Below are 19793 nucleotides of genomic sequence, written 5' to 3'. Positions count from 1 at the left end.
CGAGGAGAACAGTGATCGCGACTCGTCTACGTCCGCTCCGTCGGCTCGCCGCCGTTGCCGCGCCGATAGCCGCGGCACTATCCCTTGCCGCGCCGGCGGCCTTGGCCGGCCCGGCGCCGGTACCCCACCTGGATCTGAACCGCTATCTCGGCACCTGGTATCAGCTCGCGGCGGTGCCTCAGTTCTTCAATCTCAACTGTGCCCGCGACACGCACGCCGAGTACGCGCTGGACCCGCAGGGCAACGTTTCGGTACACAACAGCTGCACCACCTGGGCCGGCGCCCCGAACGGGATCACCGGCACCGCCACCGTCTCCGATCCCGCCACCGACGCCCAACTGCACGTGAGTTTTCCGGGCGTGCCAACGCAGGACGGGCTCTACGGCCAGCCGAACTACATCGTGACCGCACTCGGACCGGACTATTCCTGGGCGCTGGTCACCGACCCGTACCGGATCTCCGGGTTCGTCCTGGCGCGGACACGGGCGCTCGATGCCGACCAATGGCGCAGCGTACGCGCGGCGATCGGCACGGCCGGGGAAAACGACTGCCTCTACCTGACCTCGCCCACGACGGGCGGAATCGAGACGATCGCGCCACTGTGCACGGTCCGAGCGAGGTTGTAGCAAGGGAGATCCGATGACCGTGACCATCGCACTGTTCACCCGCGACCTGCGGGTGCGCGACAATCCGATGCTCACCGCCGCGGTCCGGGAAGGCGCCGCGGTAGTGCCGCTGTTCGTCGTCGACGAGCAGATCGTCGCCGGTCGCTCGTCGCCGAATCAGGCCCGATTCCTGGCGGCTGCGCTGGCCGAACTGGACACCGCGTTGCACGCTGCCGGCGGCTGGCTGGTGGTGCGGTACGGCGACGTTGTCGATGCAGTGGATCGGGTCGCGCGGGAGGTGCACGCCGACAGCGTGCACGTCGCCCGCGATGTCAGCTGGTACAGCCGCAAACGCGAGGCCGCGCTGCGTGAGCGACTGGCCCGACGCAGTTGCCTGCTGCACGCCCATCCCGCCTCGATCACCGCTGTCGATCCAGCGGAGCTGTCCCCATCCACCGGCCGGGATCATTTCGCTGTGTTCGCCCCGTACTACCGCCGGTGGCTGGACACGCCGCTGCGCCGCCCGCTGCATGCGCCACGGGAACTCATCGTTCCGGTGCCGGTGACCGGCGAGCCGCTGCCGGACTACGCCGCCCACGGCCGTACCGGGTCGCCGCGGCTCGCGGTCGGCGGCGCGATCACCGGCCGAAAGTTGTTGGCCGAGTGGCTGTCCGGGGCGGTGCTCGACTACGCGAACCACAGCGATGATCTTGCCGCCGACGCCACCTCACGGTTGTCCCCGTACCTGCATTTCGGCTGTCTGTCGCCGACCGAGGTGCGCACTCGGACGGATCTGTCGAGCGCGGGCGGTCAGGCGTTCGCCCGCCAGCTAGCGTGGCGGGACTTCAACCACCAATTGCTGGCCGCTCGGCCCGATGCCGGATGGCACGACTACCGGACGCGGCGGACGGCCTGGCGGGAGGATCCGGCGGCGGTCGCGGCCTGGCGCGGCGGCCGAACCGGCTATCCCGTCGTCGATGCCGGGCTCCGCCAGCTACTGGAGGAGGGTTGGATGCCCGGACGAGCCCGGTTGATCGCCGCCAGCTTCCTGACCAAGACACTCGGAATCGACTGGCGCATCGGCGCCGACCACTTCCGGGAGTGGTTGGTCGACGCCGATGTCGCCAACAACCAGCTCAACTGGCAGTGGGTGGCCGGCACTGGCACCGATACCCGGCCGAATCGGGTGCTGAACCCGCTTCGGCAGGCCGAGCGGCATGACCCGGATGGCGAGTACGTCCGGCGCTGGATTCCGGAGCTGGCTCATCTGCCGGGCGCGGCGGTGCACCGGCCATGGCGGGCCGCAGTGTCGCCGGATATCTATCCCGCGCCGTTGGTGGAATTTCCCGGAATGTGATCGGGGTCGTCGCTCTTGCTCTTCGGCCGCACTCGCCAGGTCTGATCGAGCAGGGCGAGGTAGACGTCGAGCTGAGCCGCGCCCGCGAGCAGGTTGCGGCTGCGCGTCGTGATCCGGTCCTGCCAGGAGTCGAGGAAGGCACTCAACGCTTCCGTACCGCCTGCCTCGCGCAGCGAGTCGAGGAACTGCGCGACCTGGCGCAGGCGGTACCCGCCTCGGCGCAGCTGCCGTACGATCTCGGCGTCACGCACGCAGTCCGGTCCGTATTCGCGATAGCCCGTTGCCCGGTCGCGTTCGGGGCGCAGGATGCCCTCGGTCTCCCAGGTGCGCAGCGTTGCCGGGTGCACGCCGAGCCTGCGCGCGAGTTCGCCCACGGTCAGGGGGCGACCGCTGATCCGGGTGGGAGCAGACAGGGCGGTGAGAGCGGTGGCGACCTCGGTGCGGGTATCGCGCTCGGCCAGTATCGCGACGTGGGCGGCATCGATGAGACGGTAGGCGGACTCGATGTCGCCTCCATTGATCGCGCACATGATCGCCATTGCCCGCTGGTGCCCATGGCCGCAACGCAACGCGAGGAAGGTACGTAGGGCCTGTGCGTGCAGGGGCGTGTAGCGCCGGTAGCCGGTCTCGCTGCGCTCGGTGGCCGGAAGGATGCCCGCGGCGTCGTAATTGCGGATCGCCTGGGCCGACAATCCGTGTTCTCGGGCGAGGTCGATGGGTCGCAGTTCGGACCTCCGATTGAGGCTTTGACCTATGGATTCCAGGTAGAAGTCATCGAAGTCTCACCCGATTCTTCAACGATAGCGTTGAGGGTAGATCCTTCGGAAAGGGGTGTTCATGTCTACTGCCGCGTCACTACATGGCATCGGCCGCCAACTCGACGATGAGGCCAGCCTCGGCCGCGCCCTCGACGAACTGCTTGCCGCACGCAGCGAGCCACCGGCGCTGCTCGCCTTGGGCGAGCCAACACACGGGATCGAGGCATTCCCGTTGCTGCGCAACGAAATCCTCCCTCACCTCGTCGAACGGGGATACCGGTCGATCGTGCTGGAGAGCGATTTCTTCGCCGCATCGGTCGTCGACGACTACGTGGACGGGTCCACAACCGAGATCGACGAGGTGCTCGCGACCGGGTTCAGCCACGGATTCGGCTCCGTGCCGGGCAACCGCGAACTCCTCGAATGGCTCCGCACGCACAACGCTGGGCGCGCGCCGTCGGACCGGGTTCGCTTCTACGGCTTCGAAGCGCCGGTGGAGTACGCCGGTGCGCAGGGGCCGAGACGCGCACTGTCCACGGTGAACGACTACCTGCCCGCGGCGCTGCGGCCCGAATCGGCCCGCGACCTCGATGCCCTGTTCGGCGAGGACACGGACTGGACGAACCCGGCAGCCATGTTCGACCCGGCAGCGTCCATCGGCGACTCCGACCGCGCCCGCGCCCTGCGCATCATCGCCGATGACCTCGCGAGCGCGCTGCGCCGCGCGGCACCCGATCTGCACGCCGCCGACCCGTCCGGTTTCGCCCACGCCGTCGCGCACGCGCGCACCGCCCAGGGGCTGCTGCGCTATCACGCGGCCATGGCCAGCAGCGCGACCGATCGCATCGCGCTATTGCTCAGCGTGCGCGCCGAGATGATGGCCGAGAACCTGCTCGCGATCGTCACCCAGGAGCGGCAACGCGGGCCGAGCCTGGTGTTCGCGCACAACTCCCACCTGCAACGCACGCATGGCGAGGGCGAGATGAGCTGGGGAAGCGCCGGAGCGCTCGTCGGACTCGCCCTCGGCGAGCGCTACGCAGTCCTCGCAACCGACGCCAACCCCGACAGCGATCCGGACACCCTCCAGGGCGTGCTGTCCGAGGCGACGGCCCATCGTGCCCTGTTCCCGACACCGGCTCTGCGTGCCGCGCTTCCGCCAGCGATCGGCACAGGCAAACCGATTGTGCGCGGCCACATCCCACTGAACCCGGCGGAGTTGGACGGCTCCGACGCGGTCATCTTCATCGCCGACACCGACGGAAAGCAACACCAGTACTGGTAACGCCCACGTCCCGACTCCTCCCCGACCACGGAATGTCCACTCAGCTCGAACGGGAACGGCGGCCCCGCGTGCGGATGCCGGTCAGGATCAGGTCGATGCCGTCAAGGAACTGCTCGCGATCATCATGTTCACGTAGCTGCCCGGCAACGTCGCGACATCCATGACCACAACGGGCAGTTCGCCCTGAAGGACGCTATACCGAGCGACCACCGGTGGGACCGATTCTCTGGCGTCACCCTGCTCGGCGACGCCGCCCACCTGACGGCCCCCTCCGGCAAAGGCCCCAACCTCGCCATGTTCGACGGCGCCGAACTCGACAAGGCCATCGCCGCGCACCCCGACGACATCGAGGCCGCGCTCACCGAATTACGAGAGTGCCCTGTTCTCCCGCAGCGCCGAAGCCGCCGCCGATGCCGCGCAACTCCCCCCGCTCTACCTCGACAGCAACGCCCCACACAGCCTATCGACATGTTCACCGGCTCCGAGCCTGTCGAGCGCTGACCGCACGCCGGCAACCCTCCCATCGCCGAAGATGATCATTACCGGTGCTCGCGACAGCCCTTCAACAACGCGGGACGACCGCCATCGAACCGTCATCGCCCGCGTTGGCCCCATCCCGGCACCTGGGGCGCGGCGGCCCATCGGGCTTCGGACAGATGAGCCGTGGCCCGGCGAACGGCGTCGCGTCGCCGTTGAAGGTGAGGGTCTGTCGACGATGCCAACCAGACCGACGACGGAGTATCGATGACACCATCAGTCCGTCATCCACTCACCCTGAGGAGAACCATGCTCGCTGTAACTGCCGACGTGACCATCAAGCCCGGGGCTGGCCCGGAGTTCGAATCCGTCGTCGCCGATCTCGTCGCCCAGGTCCGGGCCAACGAGCCCGGCAATCACACCTACCAGCTGACCCGCTCCCAGGCCGATCCCCACAATTACCGCTTCTTCGAAATCTATGCCGACAGGGCAGCTTTCGAGGCACACGCCGGATCCGATCACTTCCGCGCCGCAGGCAAGCTCATGACTCCGCTGCTGGCCTCACCCCCGAGGCTCGAGTTCTTCGACACGCTCTGAACCCGACCCTCTGCGGGCCGAACAGTCCGCAGAGGGAAATCCAGCGGGCGCGCCCCGGCCTCATGGCCGCGTCGTCGTAACTGGGCGTATCACGCCGGGTAGGTGTGGACTTCGGTGGCCTTGACCGCGGCCCATAAGGACGCACCGGTCCGCAGACGCAAATCGGCGACGGTCGCGGGAGTGACATCGGCGAGCACGGACGGGCTGCCATCGAGACGAACCCGAGTGGTATTGGCGTGCTGTTCGAGACCGACCACGGTGACCGGCCAGGTGTTTCGCGGGCTGCCCGTCGGTTGCGCAGGGTGCAGGCTCACCGCGCTGGGCGCGAAAGCGACATGCACAGCACCCTCGGCAGGTTCGGCCACCGTGAGAGTGCCGCCGTCGTCGAGGTCGATGGCATTGCCGTGGGCCGTGCCGCGATAGAGGTTGAGACCCACGAGGTTTGCGACATAGTCCGAACGTGGTCTGCGGGCGACTTCGCTGGGCGGCCCTTCCTGGATGATGCTGCCGTTTTCGACGATGACGAGGCGGTCGGCCAGCACCATGGCATCGAGCGGGTCATGGGTCACCAGCACGGTGTGTCCGCTGTAGTCGGCGAGATGGTGGGCCAGATCCGAGCGGACCTGCAAACGGGTGCTGGCGTCGAGCGCCGCCAACGGTTCATCCAGCAGCAGCAGCCGCGGATCGGTGGCCAGCGCGCGGGCCAGCGCGACACGTTGAGCTTGACCACCGGACAGCGCACGCGGTTTGGCATCCAAATACTCGGCGAGGCCGACTCGATCGAGCCAATACTTCGCCCGATCGCGCGCGGCCCGGCGTTGGTGCCCGCGAGCGCGCAGCCCGAAGGCGACGTTGTCCTGGGCGGACATGTGCGCGAACAGCAGGTAGTCCTGGAATACGACGCCGATCGCGCGCCGATCGGCCGGGATGAACAGCTTCGGCGGTGCGTCCCAGGTGTTGTCGTCGAGACGAATGCTGCCTTCCGTGAGCGGGGTGAGTCCGGCCAGTGCCCGTAGCGCGGTCGTCTTGCCCGCACCGTTGGGGCCCAGCAGTGCGACGACTTCACCCGGTGCCACGCTCACGGCGATATCGAGTTCGAATTCGTCTCGGGTGATGCGTATTTCGGCGTCCAGTGTCATATCGCCCCCCGCGTCCACCGATCCCGCAACGCCGCCAGTACGACCACCGACACCGTGAGCAGCACCAGGCTGAGCACGATCGCGTCCTCGGGATCTGTTTCCAATGCCAGATAGACCGCCAACGGCATTGTCGTCGTCTTACCCGGAAAGTTGCCCGCGAAGGTGATCGTGGCGCCGAACTCACCGAGCGCACGCGCCCAGCACAGCACCGCACCCGCGATCACCCCCGGCATCACCGACGGCAACGTGACCCGCCGGAAAGTCAGCCAACGCGACGCACCCAAGGTGGCCGCGGCTTCTTCATAGCGGGGGTCGACTCCCCGCAGCGCACCCTCGACCGAAATCACCAGAAACGGCATCGCCACGAATGCCTCGGCGACGACAACCCCGGCGGTGGTGAAAGGCAGTGAGACATCGAACCACTCGTACAGATAGCGGCCGACAATCCCGCGCCTGCCCAATACCAACAGCAGTGCGACACCACCGACCACCGGCGGCAGCACCAGCGGCACCGTCACCAGCGCCCGCAGGAACCCGATTCCCGGGACCTCACCGCGAGCGAGCAGCCACGCCAGCGGAATCCCGAAAACAAGGCAGACGACTGTCGCCGAGCTCGCACACACCAGTGAAAGACGTAGCGCCTGGCCGACTTCGGCACTGAACAACCGGTCGGGCAGACCGCGCCACGGCGCGCGCAGCAGCAATCCGGCCAGCGGCAACAGCAGAAACGCCAAACCGCAGATGGCGGGCAGCACGAGAACGAGCGGTCGCCGCCCGCGCGCTGCCCGCCGCCGCGCCGACATTCGGATCACGGGTGATCGAATCCCGCCCTGGTGAACACCTCGCGTACTCGATTGGATCGAACGAAATCGACGTACGCCCTGGCCGCCACCGAGTTGGGCGACTTGGCCAGCGGCGCGATGGGATAGTCGTTGATCGCCTTGTCCGCCTCGGGGAAGTCGATACCCTCCACTTTGTCACCGGCAGCCCTGACATCGGTGCGGTAAACGAGCGCCGCATCGACCTCACCGAGGGTGACCTTCGTTAGCACTGCCTTGACGTCGGCCTCCCGGGTGTCCGGCCGCGGGTGCACTCCGGCGACCTCGAATACGGTCTTCGCTGCGGCACCACAGGGCACCTGCTCGGCGCACAGCGCGATCTTGGGTTCGGTCTTGCCGAAGTCCGCGAGTCCGGCGATATGACCGGGATTGCCCTTGGGGACGGCGATTTCGAGACGATTGCGCACGAACGTCACCGGTGTGGCCGTGATATCGCCCGCGTCGAGGACCTGTTGCATATTCTTCGGCGCCGCCGAGGCGAATACATCGACCGGGGCGCCCTGTTCGATCTGCTCGGCCAACGCCGAACTCGCACCGAAGCTGTAAACAATCTTGACGCCGGGGTGGGCGGCCTCGAACTGCTTGCCCAACTCGGTGAACGTCTCGGTCAACGATGCCGCCGCGAATACCGTCACCGTTCCGGAGATCTTGTCGGTCGGGGCCGGATCGGAGGACTCCTCCGCTCCACAGCCGACCAATGTCGATGCGACTGCTCCGGTCAGAGCAACGGTACTCAGCGAACGAATCATCCTCGTCAACTTTCCGGGATTTCTACAACAACATGGGTGGACTTGACCGACGCGACCGCGACGCTGCCGACCTCGAGGCCGAGTTCGTCGACCGAGTCCCGACTCAGCAGCGACACCAACTTGAACGGCCCGGCCTGCATCTCGACCTGAGCCATCACCGTGTCCTTCACGATGCGTGTCACGATCCCGCGCATCCGATTACGCGCCGAGATCGCGACAGCGGCACCCGGCTCCGGTGCCTCCGAGTTGGCCCGCAGAAATTCCGCCAACTCGCGGCCGCTCACACCCATGCGCCCGTTATCCAGCTGAATAGCGTCGAGTCGGCCCTGATCGATATACCGCCGCACGGTGTCATCGCTGACACCCATCAACGCGGCAACCTCACTGATCCGCAGATTCGACACGATTGGCAGCATATTGCCGTATCCACGGAATGCCTAGTCGAATACACACGCACATTCGCTTCGGCCGCGCTGGCGACCCGAGCAAACTGTCCTCGACGCAAGCGGCAAATCCCGTGGGCTCACTCGACGGAGCTGCGGATCTGGCGTGCCACGACATCGGCCCAGCCGAGGTGAAGCAGCCGTCTTCAATCCCGCAACAGCGTCCGTGGCATGCGGCAACCGACTGATGCGACGCAAGCGGGCAGCACGGCCAGCAGCACCGCCGCGACCTGGAGCGTTCGACTCCCTCGTCCTCAGTCGAGGAAGCGCTGGAGTTCCTCCGTGACGAACTGGAGATTCTCCTCGACGAGCCAGTGTCCCGCGCGTGGCACGTCCGCGGCCAGCGATGCCACCGCGGCCGCTACCAGGCTCACCCGTACCGCCGGGCTGAACGGCCGGCATGAGGTCACCAGCCCAGCCGCCGCCGGCGCCTCGGCTGCGGGTTCCGGATCAGCGTTGTGTTGCGGCCACCCTGATCAGTCAGACCGTGAGGACCATGCGGTATCGGGCCCGGCCCTGTTCCATTGCGGTGTAGGCCTCGGCGGCTTGATCCAACGGCCGTTGCTCGATTCGTGTGCGCACGCCCGATTGGACCGCGAATCGCATTGTTTCCTCGATATCGCGGGCGGTGCCCGAAGCATGGCCGGTGACGCTGAGTCCGCGGGTGATCAGCTGCATCGGGCTGATCGGCAGTGGTTCGGCGGAAACGCCGATGGTGATGAGTTCGCCGCGCGGTAGTAGCCCATCGACGGTTTCGGCCATGGCTTTGGCGTTGCCCACCGTTCCAAGCACAACCGACACACCGCCGAGTCCCCGCAGCGCTCGGCTGACCTCGCCAGCGGTCGAGTCGATGTAGTGATGGGCGCCGAGCGCGCGGGCATCTTCGGCTTTGTCCGCGCCGCGTGCGATCGCGACCGTTTCGAAGCCCATCGCATGGGCGAATTGCACGCCGAGGTGGCCTAGTCCGCCGACACCCAGAATGGCGACGCGGTCGCCTGGTACCGCCCGGGTTTCGCGCAGCGCATGGTAGGTGGTGACTCCGGCACAACCCATCGGGGCCGCCTCGGCCAGGGAAAGTGCATCGGGGATGCGGGCCAGCGCATTGGCCGGTACGGTCACCGACTCGGCGTATCCGCCCGGGTACTGCCAGCTGGGGACCTGCATGTTCCGGCAGTGGATGAAGTCGCCGCCGCGGCATGGCACGCATTTGCCGCAATGTCCACCGAACCAGCCCACGGCAACACGGTCACCGACGGCGTAGTTATCGACGCCGGGGCCGAGTTCGGCAACGGTGCCGGCGATCTCATGCCCCGGTGTCAGCGGCCACGACATATCCGGAAATGCGCCACCGACGAACGCACGATCGGTGCCGCAGATCCCGCATGCCGAGACCGCGAGGCGCACATGGTCGCGAGGCGGTGCATCTGTTTCGACATCGACCAGTTTCAACGCCGCACCGGCGGACTCCACGTGAACAGCCTGATGAGTAGACACTCGGTATCCTCGCTTTCCCTGGGGGGCGGCGGCGCGGACCTCACCACATCGACCGAGCCAGCGGCGCCAGCAATTATCGAACTATCGCCTGCAACGACGGTGCCAGCAGCACCGTGTCGGCCTCGTCGCACTACCTGGCCGCACCGATGTGCAATCGACGAGTCGTCATCCATCCCGCGCGGCATCGCACTCCACCGCAAAGGCCACCGGCCTATAACGACGCCGTGGAAATCATACGTCCGCAGGTCTTGCGCCGACGGGACAATCGTTCTGAGCTGGTAGAGCGCTTGGTAACCCATCGACGGTCTGGCCGCAGGCCGGACTCGATGTCCTAGCGGAGGGCCGACCGTCACAACTGCAGCAGTCACCCGAAAGCAAAGGAGCGACGATGTCCACCATCCACTTCAAGGAGACCACGAGCTCGACACCGGAGCAGTTCGTTGCGGCGCTGACCGATTTCGGGCCAGGCCGCTCGCAACTGTTCGGCAACAGCACCGACCAATACCTTCGGGTGCACCGCCAGGGCCGACGTGATGCTGATGTCACGGAGGGTTCGCACGGCATCTGGGAACGCCTGCACTACGACTGGTCGAACCCCGACCGCGTCGTCATGACGACCACCGACTCGAACCTATGGGGCGGACACTCTGGTCATACCTATACCTTCACGCGCCGGCCTGACGGGAAAACCGATGTCGATGTCGTCGTGGTGCGCGAGGGCAAGAATCTCACGGGCCGGGTCCTCGGAGTCGTGGTCGGGACCGTCGGCAAACGCGTCCTGAAACAGGCCCTCGACAAGACCGTCAAGGCCATCGAATCCCGCGACGACGCTTCGCCTCGATGAGTTAGGAGCCTTACTGGCGTAATAGCCCTTCAGGTTGGTGAGCTGGGTTCTGAGCATGTGGTCGACGCTGAGCCAGCGCCGCGCAGCTTGATCAATTCCGTTTCATACCAGTCGTTCACGGTCTCGGCGACACATCAACCACCAACGTGACGAACACCGAGCACAGGTCTGAGCGACTGCCATGACCGTCCGAATTATCGACAGGCCGGATACGTAACGCCGCGCATGAGATCAGTTGTCCCGTCGATACGGTAGGGTCTGCCGACAGGTTCGAGTACTGGTCCCGTATCGAACCTACTGCGCGGGTAGGCACTTTCGAGTCCCAGTGTCGCGAGCGATCTTTTTTGCGGAACAGTCTGTGTCGGTAATCAGTCGACTGGAGTGCTATGACCAGGAAATATCTGAGGAGTATTGCAATGCTCACCGCGATAGTCGGTGCGGCGACTTGTATTGCCAACACACCCGCCGATGCGGCATCTGGAGAAGTCGATGCCGGTGGCATGCACGTCGTCGCATCGGTGGATGTGAACAATGTCGTCCCGGCCGGAGGCGATATGGCACAAGGAATCCCGTTCGTACACGCAGTGAAAGTGTCCGGAGATTACTCGGTGTCCCTCGACGGCGTTTCATCCGTTCGCAGCGGAGAAATCGCGATCGGATACATTATCGGTTGCGCCGTGGATGTCTCCCAAGGCATCTCGATCGGGATTGCGCCGTCCATCGGCGTCAGTGCGGGCATCGCACCCTCGCTCGCATTGACCTTTGGCGATTCGACCAGCGTCAGTGTCGCAATCTCACCGAATGTCGGCGTCAATGCCAGTCTCACCGGAGCAATTACGGTAAGCCTCGCACCCGGGAACGTCACGGCAGTGGTTATCGGTGCGGCCAGCCTGGATCCGGACGCAACGTTCCCCTACACATTCAGTCACACCAACACGCCACTGAACATCAGCGGCTGCTTAACGCCAGTATCAGCGATGCCCTTCGTCACCGTGCGCGCCGACGGTACCAGCGGAAGTGCCCAGACAACCGGCTACGGAACAGAATTCACGTTCTAGGGGATACCGGATTTCTGGACGTAGCGAACCACAAGAAACGGATCGCGGGCTGGCGCCGCCGAGGTCGACCCAGCAGACTCGATAACCGATCGCACGCGGTGAGCGGCCCGTCGTGACGGGGCCGCTCACCGCGTTCAGCGGTGGTCTTCGCCACGAATCGGATAATCAAATTTCGACAGCTGCGGCGCGCTAGCTCAGGAAATCTCCCGCAGCGCCGCGACCGGGCAGGAGCCCACGGCCATACGGGCGACGGTCACGAGATCACCGGGCACCTCGCCGCCGTCGAATCGGTATACGAGTTCGGCGTTGTCATTGAGGTCGAACACCTCGGGGGCCTGCGCGGCGCACAAACCGTGTCCCTCACACCGAGGGTAGTCGACGGAGATCTTCATGATGGCTTCCTTCTATCGAGCTGGAATGAGTTGCAGCGGAAGACGTTCGAAGCGGTGGATGATGTTATTGATCGCCCATTCGGGTGCACCGGCGATTTCGATGCGCTCGACGCGCTCGACCAAGGCGGCGAGCATGGCCTGCGTTTCCAGCCGCGCGAGACCTTGACCGGCGCAACCGTGTATGCCGTGACCGAAGCCGAGTTGGCGGGTGGCGTCACGCCGGATATCGAACGTATCCGGGTCATCCCATTCCAGTGGGTCGCGGTTGGCCGAGGAGTAGAGCACCACCACCCTCGACCCCGCCGGGATGCTGGTTCCGGCGATGTCCACATCACGAATTACCTTGCGGGAGAACGCACGCAGCGGTGATTCGAAACGCACGACCTCGTTCACCGCGTTCGGTATGTGGGCGGGATCGTCCTCGAGCAGCCGCCACTGCTCGGGATGGCGTGCGAAAAGGTACATGGCGCTGGCGATCGCGCTGATCGTGGTGTCCAACGACGGGGCAAGGTAATCGATCAGCAGGGCGGGGCATTCAGCTCGGGAGAGCTTGCCGTCGTCGGTAGCCCGCAGCACATCCTGCCCCACACTGCCCGGCAGCAGGTCCCGCCCGCGAGCCAGCCGCCGCGTGAACTGCAACATCCCGACCCCCGACGGTGCCGTGCGAATGGACTGTCGGTTGAGTGGACCGAGCGCGTCGAATGTTGCTCCCGCCCAGCGCAATAAATTTTCCCGGCCGTGCTGCGGCCAGCCGATCAGATCCGGTACGACCGACATCGGCAGGGCGGCCGCCAATTCGACCCCGTCGATACGTCCCCGTGCGAGCGCCTGCTCAACGGCTGCGGCCGCCCGCTGGTCTATCGATTCGCGCATCGCTCGCAGCGCGCGCGGGGCCAGCCGCCGGGCGAGCAATGCGCGGCGGCGACTGTGCTCCTCACCGTCACTATTGAGCGTGGTGCCCTTCGAGAGCCGGTTGGCCACCGGGTTCAAACCGACACCGGCTCCGGAGACAAATGTCCGATCGTCGAGTAAGACGGCTTTGCATTCGGCATAGCGCGGCAGCGCATAGGCGCGTTGCTTGGCCAGCCACACCACAGGCCCGAGCTCGCGCAACCGTGCATAGTGCGGATAAGGGTCGAGAATGCCCTGGCGCGAATAGATGTCGGCGCGGTAGACCGGAACGTCGGCTCGAGTACGCATCAGAACTCCTGAAGGGTCAAAGGTGTGCCGAATACAGTCACGACATAGGCGAGGGCAAGCACACCGACGCCGATCGACGGCGCGTACTCGCTCACACCGTCACCGACTTTCACATGGGTGAAGACAGCCCCGATCATCAACAGCGCCAACCCGATTCCAGCAGCCGCGCCGAGCGGCGACCACACGATGCCGCCCAGTACGCCCAGTGCCCCAGCGATCTCGAGCGCGCCGATGCCGCGAAAGGCGGGCACCGAGTAGCCGAAATGCTCGGCACGCCGACTCATAGCCGCCACGGCCAGCGCCTTCAGTACGCCGAGCGGCAGAAACCCGAGCGCCAACAGCACGGCCAACACGATCGATGCGACTGTCATCGGCGCACACCTACTTTCCTTCGATTGCACAGCCGGCACGTCAGCCACCGGCCTTGTCGATGCCAGGGCAAGCTCGATGATTGCGATGACGACACGTCCTCGACTGCGGTGGCATCGCCCACACTTGCCCAATTATCTGACGATATCGTCACTCACGAAGATACGGTCAGTCAAGAGTTTCTGAATATTTCGTCAGTACAGGATTCAGTCCACAGGCATGGACCGATGCCAGGTACCGGCATGGTTCCGTCAGCGAGAGGCCTACCGATCGAGCGAAGCTGGGTCGTCTCGTCGGTGCTGAGCCGCGCTTTTCAACGAACCGCAGGCCGCGCGCATGCGGGTGCCTCGCATGACACCCGCAAAGTTGCCGACCGCCCCATCTGGATCTGCTACGGGAGGTCGGCTAGAGGCGTTGCCGATGGACACGCTTGCGGCGCGGGCGCATGTCGGTCAGGCGACGCTCTATCGGATGTAGCCGAACAAAACCAGCTTCTCGCCGCCGCCCCGCGCGCCACCGGATCCACCGACGAGTTCGGTGCACGTCGGCCGCGGCACGAGGTCGAGTGGGCAAATCTGGGATGTTGATCTACTCGTTCGGATCTTTCAGCGCGCGACATCGCTCGTCTCGGCACGCGCGCTCATACGAGAACGGTGAGGCGAGATTGATCGGCTCGGAGAGCCCGAATCACTGGATCGACTGGCCGGGGGTGTTCTGGTCGGGCGGAGGCTCCTCGGGCTGAGTCTGCTCTGGATACGGCCGCTGCGGGTGAGGCTCGAGCAGAGGCTCATCGGGCGAGGGCACGTGCGGCGGAGGCGGCGCGGGCAGTGCGTAGACAGACTGAAGGTAGCCGGACCGGGCCGAGGTGGTGCCGACGTTCGCGATCGCGGTTCCTCCGAGCACGAGGGCCAGTGGAACCGCCGCCGCCGCAATAATCGAGACCATCTTCTGTCGACGCGGGTCGGCGGCCCTGTATTTGCTTGTGCCCATAGACACATCCCTTTCAGACGAAAAGAGATTTTGGACTCAATATTTCTCGCCGCCAGCCCTACGAATTATCGAAGACTTCGGAATATCTCCGAGCATAGGTGACGGTTTGCCGCATGTCTACGACACCTGTTCGATCCGAATGGACGATGAATTCGGTAACCAGCGGCTCTGAGTAAATGTCCGCGCATCGGTATTTTCTGGGTGCTCGATAGGCCCAGATGATCTGCACCGCTTGACCTTGGCCGCCTGCGGTTGCCCGTGCGTACAGCGCGCCAACGTGCAATACCGCGCGTTCGCTGATGATCTGCGCCAATTTCTGGACCACAGTCCTCGGCTCTGCTTACGCCGCTCCGATTGCCACGCCTACACCTATCGGTGGCCTCGGATTCTGGAGCAATACACGTTATTCGTCAGCCGGGGAGGTGGTAGCCCCTCCTGGAGTGTCATCGGGGTCAGGTGCTTTGAACTTCGAGTCGGCCACCGGATGTGTAGCGCCTGCAGCATTCGCGCCGGTCCCTTCACCCGGACTGCTGCCGGTAATTTCTTCGGCGCTCGTTCGGCGGCCTGCGTAGGGCGGCACGGCCGGTTCCGCGCCTCCCGGAGGGCGGGTACCGCTCGTGGCGATCTGATCTTCGGTCGGGTTGTGGTCGCGTGCCGAGGTGACTTCTTCTTGCTCCAAGGTGCCAGCCGGGCGATCTGCCGATCCGCCGCCCGGCGTATCCGATCCGGTATCTCGCGAGCCCTTGGCCCCTCGTTCCGATTGGGGTTCTTCGGGCAGATGTTCGCTAGCCATAGCTGCATCGTCTCCTCGAATAGAGCGCTGCATTATATACTCTGCACTTCAAGCGTGATGCCCGATCGAACCGCAGTCAAGCCATCATGATGACGACGCGGCAGACGTTCACAGATCGTGTTGATACACCCAGGTCGCAGTTCGCCCATCTCGCCTTCTAGTCACATTCTTTCGAATTCATCCGCAGGGGCGTCCGCCGGCGTTGAAACCTGCTCCGGCGGGTCCGGCCACCGGTATTCGGTTCTGTCGAACTTGCCATTGTCAGATGTGATCTCTTCCTTGCCGACCCGAACCTCCTCGAGTGTGGGCGTTTTGGCTCGAAACCGCATGCGCGATGACGCCTTTCGGTGACACAACGCAATCGCGTCACGCAATGCCGAGACCGCCAGCGCCGAGGTCATGCGCAAGCAGTCTTCAGAGATCTCGCCTTCCTTCGCGAACCGCTTCAGCGGCCCGTGGCCTTCGCAGGCCCCAGTGACCAAGTAGCGGTCCGCCTCGAGCTCAACCGCTCGGGTGCCGATCCACCAAGGAGCACGAAATCTGCTCGGCCGCAGGAGGAATACGGTCTTGACCCTCGAATGACACGCCATTAAGGTTCTATCGATTATTCGTCACATTATATCGAATAGTCGATACATTTCAGAGGTCCGCTTTGGTGGCGCTGGCGTACACGCGGAGTGCGCCACATAGAGAGGTACGTAGTTGCTGATAGGTAGGTGCTTCGGGCGCATCGGCCTGTGGGCAAGGGCTTGGATCGCTGTCGCGATGCTTATGGTCCTCGCGCTGGTGGTTCAGGTTCCTGCGGTGGCGGTGCGCCACATGTCCGAGGTGACGGCGGGGACTATTTGCCCGGATGACGAGCTCGCCGCTGCGCCGGAGTGGGCACCGTCGAGTGGCGAGGTCGATGCCGCCTACGATCGGCATCCCTTCGTGGGCAATGGCTATCTCGGGTTGCGGGTGCCTCCGCGTGGTATGGGCTACGCGGGGACGGACCAATTGAGTGGTTGGCCGCTGTACACGCCGCGCTTTGACGGCGCGTTCGTTGCCGGACTGTACGGTCACGCACCGACCGTCGCCGCGGACCGCGAGGTGGCGGCGGCCATTCCGAACTGGTCGGGCCTCACCGTCGGTGTCGGCGACGAGAAGTACTCCGGCGCAACACCGTCGGCGCAGATCACGAATCTCGCGCAGACGGTGCACCAGCGGTGCGGGCTGGTGCGCACGTCTCTCACCTGGACCACACGGGACGGCAAGACCACCGATCTGGTGTACGAGGTGCTCACCGATCGCGTCGATCAGCATGTCGGGGCGGTGCGGCTGACGATGGTGCCGCACTGGTCCGGTCAGGTCACCGTCGGCGATGTGCTCGACGGTGCCGGTGCGCGGCGAATGACGCAGATCGACGGTGGTGCGCGCGGCGAGGACGGTATCGGTGTCGGCTTCCGAACCGATGGCACCGCGGTCACCGGTGCGGTCGCTTCGGTGTTACGCACGGCAGCATCGACGGCACAGCAGGTTTCGCCAGCACTCGGATTGAGTGTCGGCCGGGAGGCGCGGGCGGACGAGACCTACGAGGTGACGAAGTTCGTCGGTGTCGACACAACGCTCACCGCCCCGGATTCCGCGACTGCGGCGTTCGACGCCGCGCGTCGAGCCGCGGACAAGGGCTGGTCGCGGCTGCTCGCCGACACCGCGGCGGCGTGGCGAGAGCTGTGGCGTGGCGAGATTGTCATACCGGATGCTCCCGAGGTCCAGGCTTGGGTGCGTGGCTCGCTGTATTCGCTGTATTCGAGCACGAATTCCGGGCAGGACAATAGTATTTCACCGGTTGGGCTCAGTAGCGACAACTATGCGGGCGCGGTGTTCTGGGATGCCGATACCTGGATGTTTCCGACGCTGTTGCAGTTCGCGCCCGAGCTGGCGAAATCGGTTGTCGAGTACCGGTACAAGACGCTGCCTGCAGCGCAGGCCAATGCGCGGCTGCTCGGCTTCCGTGGCGGGTTCTATCCGTGGACCAGCGCCAGCCGCGGCGATCTGGCCGAATGTCTCAGCTGGCTGCCGCCGCACTGCCTGAACCAGGTTCATCTGCAGGGTGATATCTCGCTGGCGGCCTGGCAGTACTATCTCGCCACCGGCGACGATGATTATCTACGCACCCATATTTGGCCGGTCATGCGCAATGTGGCCGAATTCTGGGCCTCGCGTGTCACGCCGAATCCGGACGGTAGCTACTCCATCGACAATGTCGCAGGCCCCGACGAATACAGCAACGGCGTACGAGACGGGGTTTACACCAATGCTGTGGCCGCGCTTGCCCTGCGCGATGCCGCGCACGCCGCCGATCTCCTGCGCGAACCGAGCCCACCGGAGTGGACCACCATCGCCGACCGGCTGCGCATACCGTTCGACCCCGCACGGCAGACCTTCCTGCAGTACGACGGCTATCCGGGCACACCGATCAAACAAGCCGACGCCGCGCTTCTGATCTATCCCCTGGAATGGCCCATGTCCCAAGAGGTTTCCGAGCATACGCTCGAGTTCTATGCCGAACGCACCGATCCCGACGGCCCAGCGATGACCGACTCCATCCACGCCATCGCCGCCGCAGTGGTCGGGCGCCCCGGCTGCGCGACCAAAACCTATCTCGAACGCGCGGTGCGCTCATTCATGCGCGCACCGTTCGGGCAATTCTCGGAGTCGCGCGGTATCGGGGGCATCGCGGAAATCCTGAGCGCACCGGCGTTCACGTTCGTTACCGCGGCTGGCGGATTCCTGCAGTCTTTTACCAACGGACTGCTGGGGCTGCGCCTGCGCGAAGACAGGATCCGTATCGACCCCCTGGTATCGCCGGAACTGAAATCCGGCGTGTCCGTCCACGGAATGCACTGGCAGGGGAGAACTTTCGACGCCGAACTCGGACCCGACCGCACAACCATCACCCTCACCGACGGTGCGCCGATGCAGGTCGAAACCTCGACCGGCATCGACCTCGTCAGTGCGGACCAGCCGTTGACCGTCACGACTCGGCGACCGGATCTGGACCACAGCGAAAACCTCGCCCGATGCACATCTGTTACCGCCTCATCCGAGGAACCTGGCCGATACGCCGCTGCGGCAGTCGATGGCAGCCTCGCCACGGGTTGGGCGCCCAAGGGCACCCGAGCAAACCTCACCGTCGATCTCGGCACCGATCACCCCATCAGCAGAATCCTCCCGCGCTGGGCCGAGCTCGCTCCGACGTACACAATCACCGCATCTACCGACAACCACACCTGGACACCAGTCATCACCGACCCCGCAACCGGCACAGTACAAAACTCACTCACCGCCCGCTACGTACGCCTCCAGGTGACCAGCGTCAACCCCACAACCCGCCCCACTGTCCAAGAACTGGAAATATCCGGCCCACCGCGCTGACATGGACTATCGCTAAGGTCTTCAGGCCTGTTCCGCCCTCATCCCGCATTGTCCGCGGATTCACATCACTGGTTTGCGATACCGAATTCAGGCAGCCGGTAGTTGATACGCCTTCGAATTACCGTAGAAGTTCGACCAGGAATTCAATTGACCTTTTTTGGTAAAGACCTCGAGAACGCGTCGCGAAGTCCGATGCGGTCATCGGTTCGCCTCGACCAGAAAAGCGGGAGCCCACATACGTGGACTCCCGCCTTGCCGTGATTACCAGGGACCGATGATATCCTTGACTTTCTGGACTATCTCCTCGATTGGAACGTCTGCCTGGATTATCGTGCCGTCGTCAGGGTTGATCAGATCCAGGCGGGTGCGGGTGAGTTTGGAGTATTTTATGACCCAGTTACCGTTGCTGTTTACATAGCGATCGTGGTAGTTGCCATAGCCGTGCACCCCGAGTGTTCCGCCCCAGATGAGTATGTCCTCCAACCTCCAGTCGCCTTCGGCAGTCGTCGCGGACGTCACCTGGATCGCGGGATCGAAGCCCTGATGGTGCGTTTTGGCGGCACCGAGCGTGAGCTCGAGGAAGGCGATGAACGGGTCCCGGCCGACAAGGATGGGGCCACCGCTGCCCGTGGTGTCCACCACGATGTCCGGAGCGAGGAGTTCGCGCAGCGCGTCCCAGTTTTTCGCATCGATATCAGCGAAGTAGCTGGTCTTGAGCTGCTTGATCGCTTCGATGTCGGCAGTCGCGTCGGTCGCCGAAAAGACGCCGGGGAAAGCGGGCGGCGACGGCTCGGCGTTGGCGACCGAGATGCCGACAGCACCGAGCATTGTGGCCACGCTCAGCGCGACAGCGGTGCGCAGTACACGTCGTTCGCCCGGCCTGGGAAAGAACCGACGACGATGGATTTCTACAGACATATCTCTTCTCCTCTTCGAGTGGATAATTTGGTCATTTGCGGATGATCGGGAGGACCGAGCAGCTCAGCTGCT

20 protein-coding genes are annotated in these 19793 nt (G+C 64.8%); 7 read left to right on the top strand and 13 right to left on the bottom strand.

Annotation, left to right across the window (positions count from 1 at the left end; genetic code table 11):
* Positions 1–11 precede the first annotated feature (11 nt).
* Both ACQP2U_RS09790 and ACQP2U_RS09785 read left to right on the top strand, forming a co-directional pair.
* A complete protein-coding gene (locus tag ACQP2U_RS09790; protein WP_433714365.1) occupies positions 12–626 on the top strand; it encodes a lipocalin family protein in 615 nt (204 codons plus the stop codon).
* Positions 627–639: 13 nt separating this feature from the next.
* Positions 640–1962 carry a cryptochrome/photolyase family protein gene (locus tag ACQP2U_RS09785; protein ID WP_433714364.1) on the top strand — a complete coding sequence of 441 codons (1323 nt, stop codon included), beginning with the start codon at positions 640–642 and terminating at the stop codon, positions 1960–1962.
* Here the strand turns inward: ACQP2U_RS09785 and ACQP2U_RS09780 are convergent.
* Positions 1926–2687: a TioE family transcriptional regulator gene (locus ACQP2U_RS09780; protein WP_433716415.1), complete on the bottom strand. Its 762-nt coding sequence runs from the start codon at positions 2685–2687 to the stop codon at positions 1926–1928. The two genes, ACQP2U_RS09785 and ACQP2U_RS09780, sit on opposite strands and share 37 nt — an antisense overlap.
* Positions 2688–2799: 112 nt before the next feature.
* Between ACQP2U_RS09780 and ACQP2U_RS09775 the strand changes: the two genes are divergently transcribed.
* The gene (locus ACQP2U_RS09775; protein ID WP_433714363.1) at positions 2800–4002 is read left to right on the top strand and encodes an erythromycin esterase family protein; all 1203 of its coding nucleotides are present in this window, start codon (positions 2800–2802) and stop codon (positions 4000–4002) included.
* Positions 4003–4089: 87 nt separating this feature from the next.
* Here the strand turns inward: ACQP2U_RS09775 and ACQP2U_RS09770 are convergent, their stop codons facing one another.
* Entirely contained in the window at positions 4090–4338 is a 249-nt protein-coding gene (locus ACQP2U_RS09770; protein WP_433714362.1) for a hypothetical protein, read from the bottom strand.
* A 450-nt stretch (positions 4339–4788) separates the two neighbouring features.
* Here ACQP2U_RS09770 and ACQP2U_RS09765 point away from each other — a divergent pair, with 450 nt between their 5' ends.
* A complete protein-coding gene (locus tag ACQP2U_RS09765; protein WP_433714361.1) occupies positions 4789–5076 on the top strand; it encodes a putative quinol monooxygenase in 288 nt (95 codons plus the stop codon).
* Between the two features lie 89 nt (positions 5077–5165).
* Here ACQP2U_RS09765 and ACQP2U_RS09760 read toward each other — a convergent pair whose 3' ends face one another.
* The 5 genes from ACQP2U_RS09760 to ACQP2U_RS09740 all read right to left on the bottom strand — a co-directional run bounded on the left by ACQP2U_RS09760 (position 5166) and on the right by ACQP2U_RS09740 (position 9740).
* The gene (locus ACQP2U_RS09760; protein WP_433714360.1) at positions 5166–6215 is read right to left on the bottom strand and encodes an ABC transporter ATP-binding protein; all 1050 of its coding nucleotides are present in this window, start codon (positions 6213–6215) and stop codon (positions 5166–5168) included.
* Entirely contained in the window at positions 6212–7018 is an 807-nt protein-coding gene (modB, locus tag ACQP2U_RS09755; protein WP_433716414.1) for a molybdate ABC transporter permease subunit, read from the bottom strand. The genes ACQP2U_RS09760 and modB overlap by 4 nt, the downstream gene beginning before the upstream one ends.
* A gap of 5 nt (positions 7019–7023) precedes the next feature.
* Positions 7024–7803: a molybdate ABC transporter substrate-binding protein gene (gene modA, locus ACQP2U_RS09750; protein ID WP_433714359.1), complete on the bottom strand. Its 780-nt coding sequence runs from the start codon at positions 7801–7803 to the stop codon at positions 7024–7026.
* Positions 7804–7808: 5 nt separating this feature from the next.
* Positions 7809–8207 (bottom strand): molybdopterin-binding protein, encoded by a 399-nt coding sequence (locus ACQP2U_RS09745; RefSeq protein ID WP_397033125.1) that lies wholly within the window; start codon positions 8205–8207, stop codon positions 7809–7811.
* A 519-nt stretch (positions 8208–8726) separates the two neighbouring features.
* On the bottom strand, positions 8727–9740 hold the full coding sequence (locus tag ACQP2U_RS09740; protein WP_433714358.1) for an alcohol dehydrogenase catalytic domain-containing protein: 1014 nt from the start codon (positions 9738–9740) through the stop codon (positions 8727–8729).
* Positions 9741–10128: 388 nt separating this feature from the next.
* Here ACQP2U_RS09740 and ACQP2U_RS09735 point away from each other — a divergent pair, with 388 nt between their 5' ends.
* The gene (locus ACQP2U_RS09735; RefSeq protein WP_433714357.1) at positions 10129–10584 is read left to right on the top strand and encodes a hypothetical protein; all 456 of its coding nucleotides are present in this window, start codon (positions 10129–10131) and stop codon (positions 10582–10584) included.
* Positions 10585–11000: 416 nt separating this feature from the next.
* Positions 11001–11642 (top strand): MspA family porin, encoded by a 642-nt coding sequence (locus tag ACQP2U_RS09730; protein ID WP_433714356.1) that lies wholly within the window; start codon positions 11001–11003, stop codon positions 11640–11642.
* Positions 11643–11836: 194 nt separating this feature from the next.
* Here the strand turns inward: ACQP2U_RS09730 and ACQP2U_RS09725 are convergent, their stop codons facing one another.
* From ACQP2U_RS09725 to ACQP2U_RS09705, 5 genes are all read right to left on the bottom strand, one after another.
* Positions 11837–12034, bottom strand: a complete 198-nt coding sequence (locus ACQP2U_RS09725) for a ferredoxin (protein ID WP_433714355.1) — start codon at positions 12032–12034, stop codon at positions 11837–11839.
* 12 nt (positions 12035–12046) lie between these two features.
* Positions 12047–13234, bottom strand: a complete 1188-nt coding sequence (locus tag ACQP2U_RS09720; RefSeq protein ID WP_433714354.1) for a cytochrome P450 — start codon at positions 13232–13234, stop codon at positions 12047–12049.
* Complete coding sequence (locus ACQP2U_RS09715) at positions 13234–13605, bottom strand: DoxX family protein (protein ID WP_433714353.1); 372 nt, start codon at positions 13603–13605, stop codon at positions 13234–13236. Before ACQP2U_RS09715 ends, ACQP2U_RS09720 begins: the two co-directional genes overlap by 1 nt.
* A 685-nt stretch (positions 13606–14290) precedes the next feature.
* Positions 14291–14593, bottom strand: a complete 303-nt coding sequence (locus ACQP2U_RS09710) for a hypothetical protein (RefSeq protein WP_433714352.1) — start codon at positions 14591–14593, stop codon at positions 14291–14293.
* Between the two features lie 954 nt (positions 14594–15547).
* Positions 15548–15787: a hypothetical protein gene (locus ACQP2U_RS09705; RefSeq protein WP_433714351.1), complete on the bottom strand. Its 240-nt coding sequence runs from the start codon at positions 15785–15787 to the stop codon at positions 15548–15550.
* Positions 15788–16172: 385 nt separating this feature from the next.
* Here ACQP2U_RS09705 and ACQP2U_RS09700 point away from each other — a divergent pair, with 385 nt between their 5' ends.
* Positions 16173–18803 carry a discoidin domain-containing protein gene (locus ACQP2U_RS09700; RefSeq protein WP_433714350.1) on the top strand — a complete coding sequence of 877 codons (2631 nt, stop codon included), beginning with the start codon at positions 16173–16175 and terminating at the stop codon, positions 18801–18803.
* A 261-nt stretch (positions 18804–19064) separates the two neighbouring features.
* On the opposite strand, the gene ACQP2U_RS09695 is transcribed toward ACQP2U_RS09700, so the two are convergent.
* Positions 19065–19631 carry a nuclear transport factor 2 family protein gene (locus ACQP2U_RS09695; RefSeq protein ID WP_433714349.1) on the bottom strand — a complete coding sequence of 189 codons (567 nt, stop codon included), beginning with the start codon at positions 19629–19631 and terminating at the stop codon, positions 19065–19067.
* Positions 19632–19793 lie beyond the last annotated feature (162 nt).

It is taken from the genome of Nocardia sp. CA-084685 (genome assembly GCF_050955785.1).
In the GTDB taxonomy this organism is placed as follows: Bacteria; Actinomycetota; Actinomycetes; order Mycobacteriales; family Mycobacteriaceae; genus Nocardia.
The sequence above is the reverse complement of the archived record's forward strand: the minus strand, read 5'-3'. Positions and strand labels throughout refer to the sequence as shown.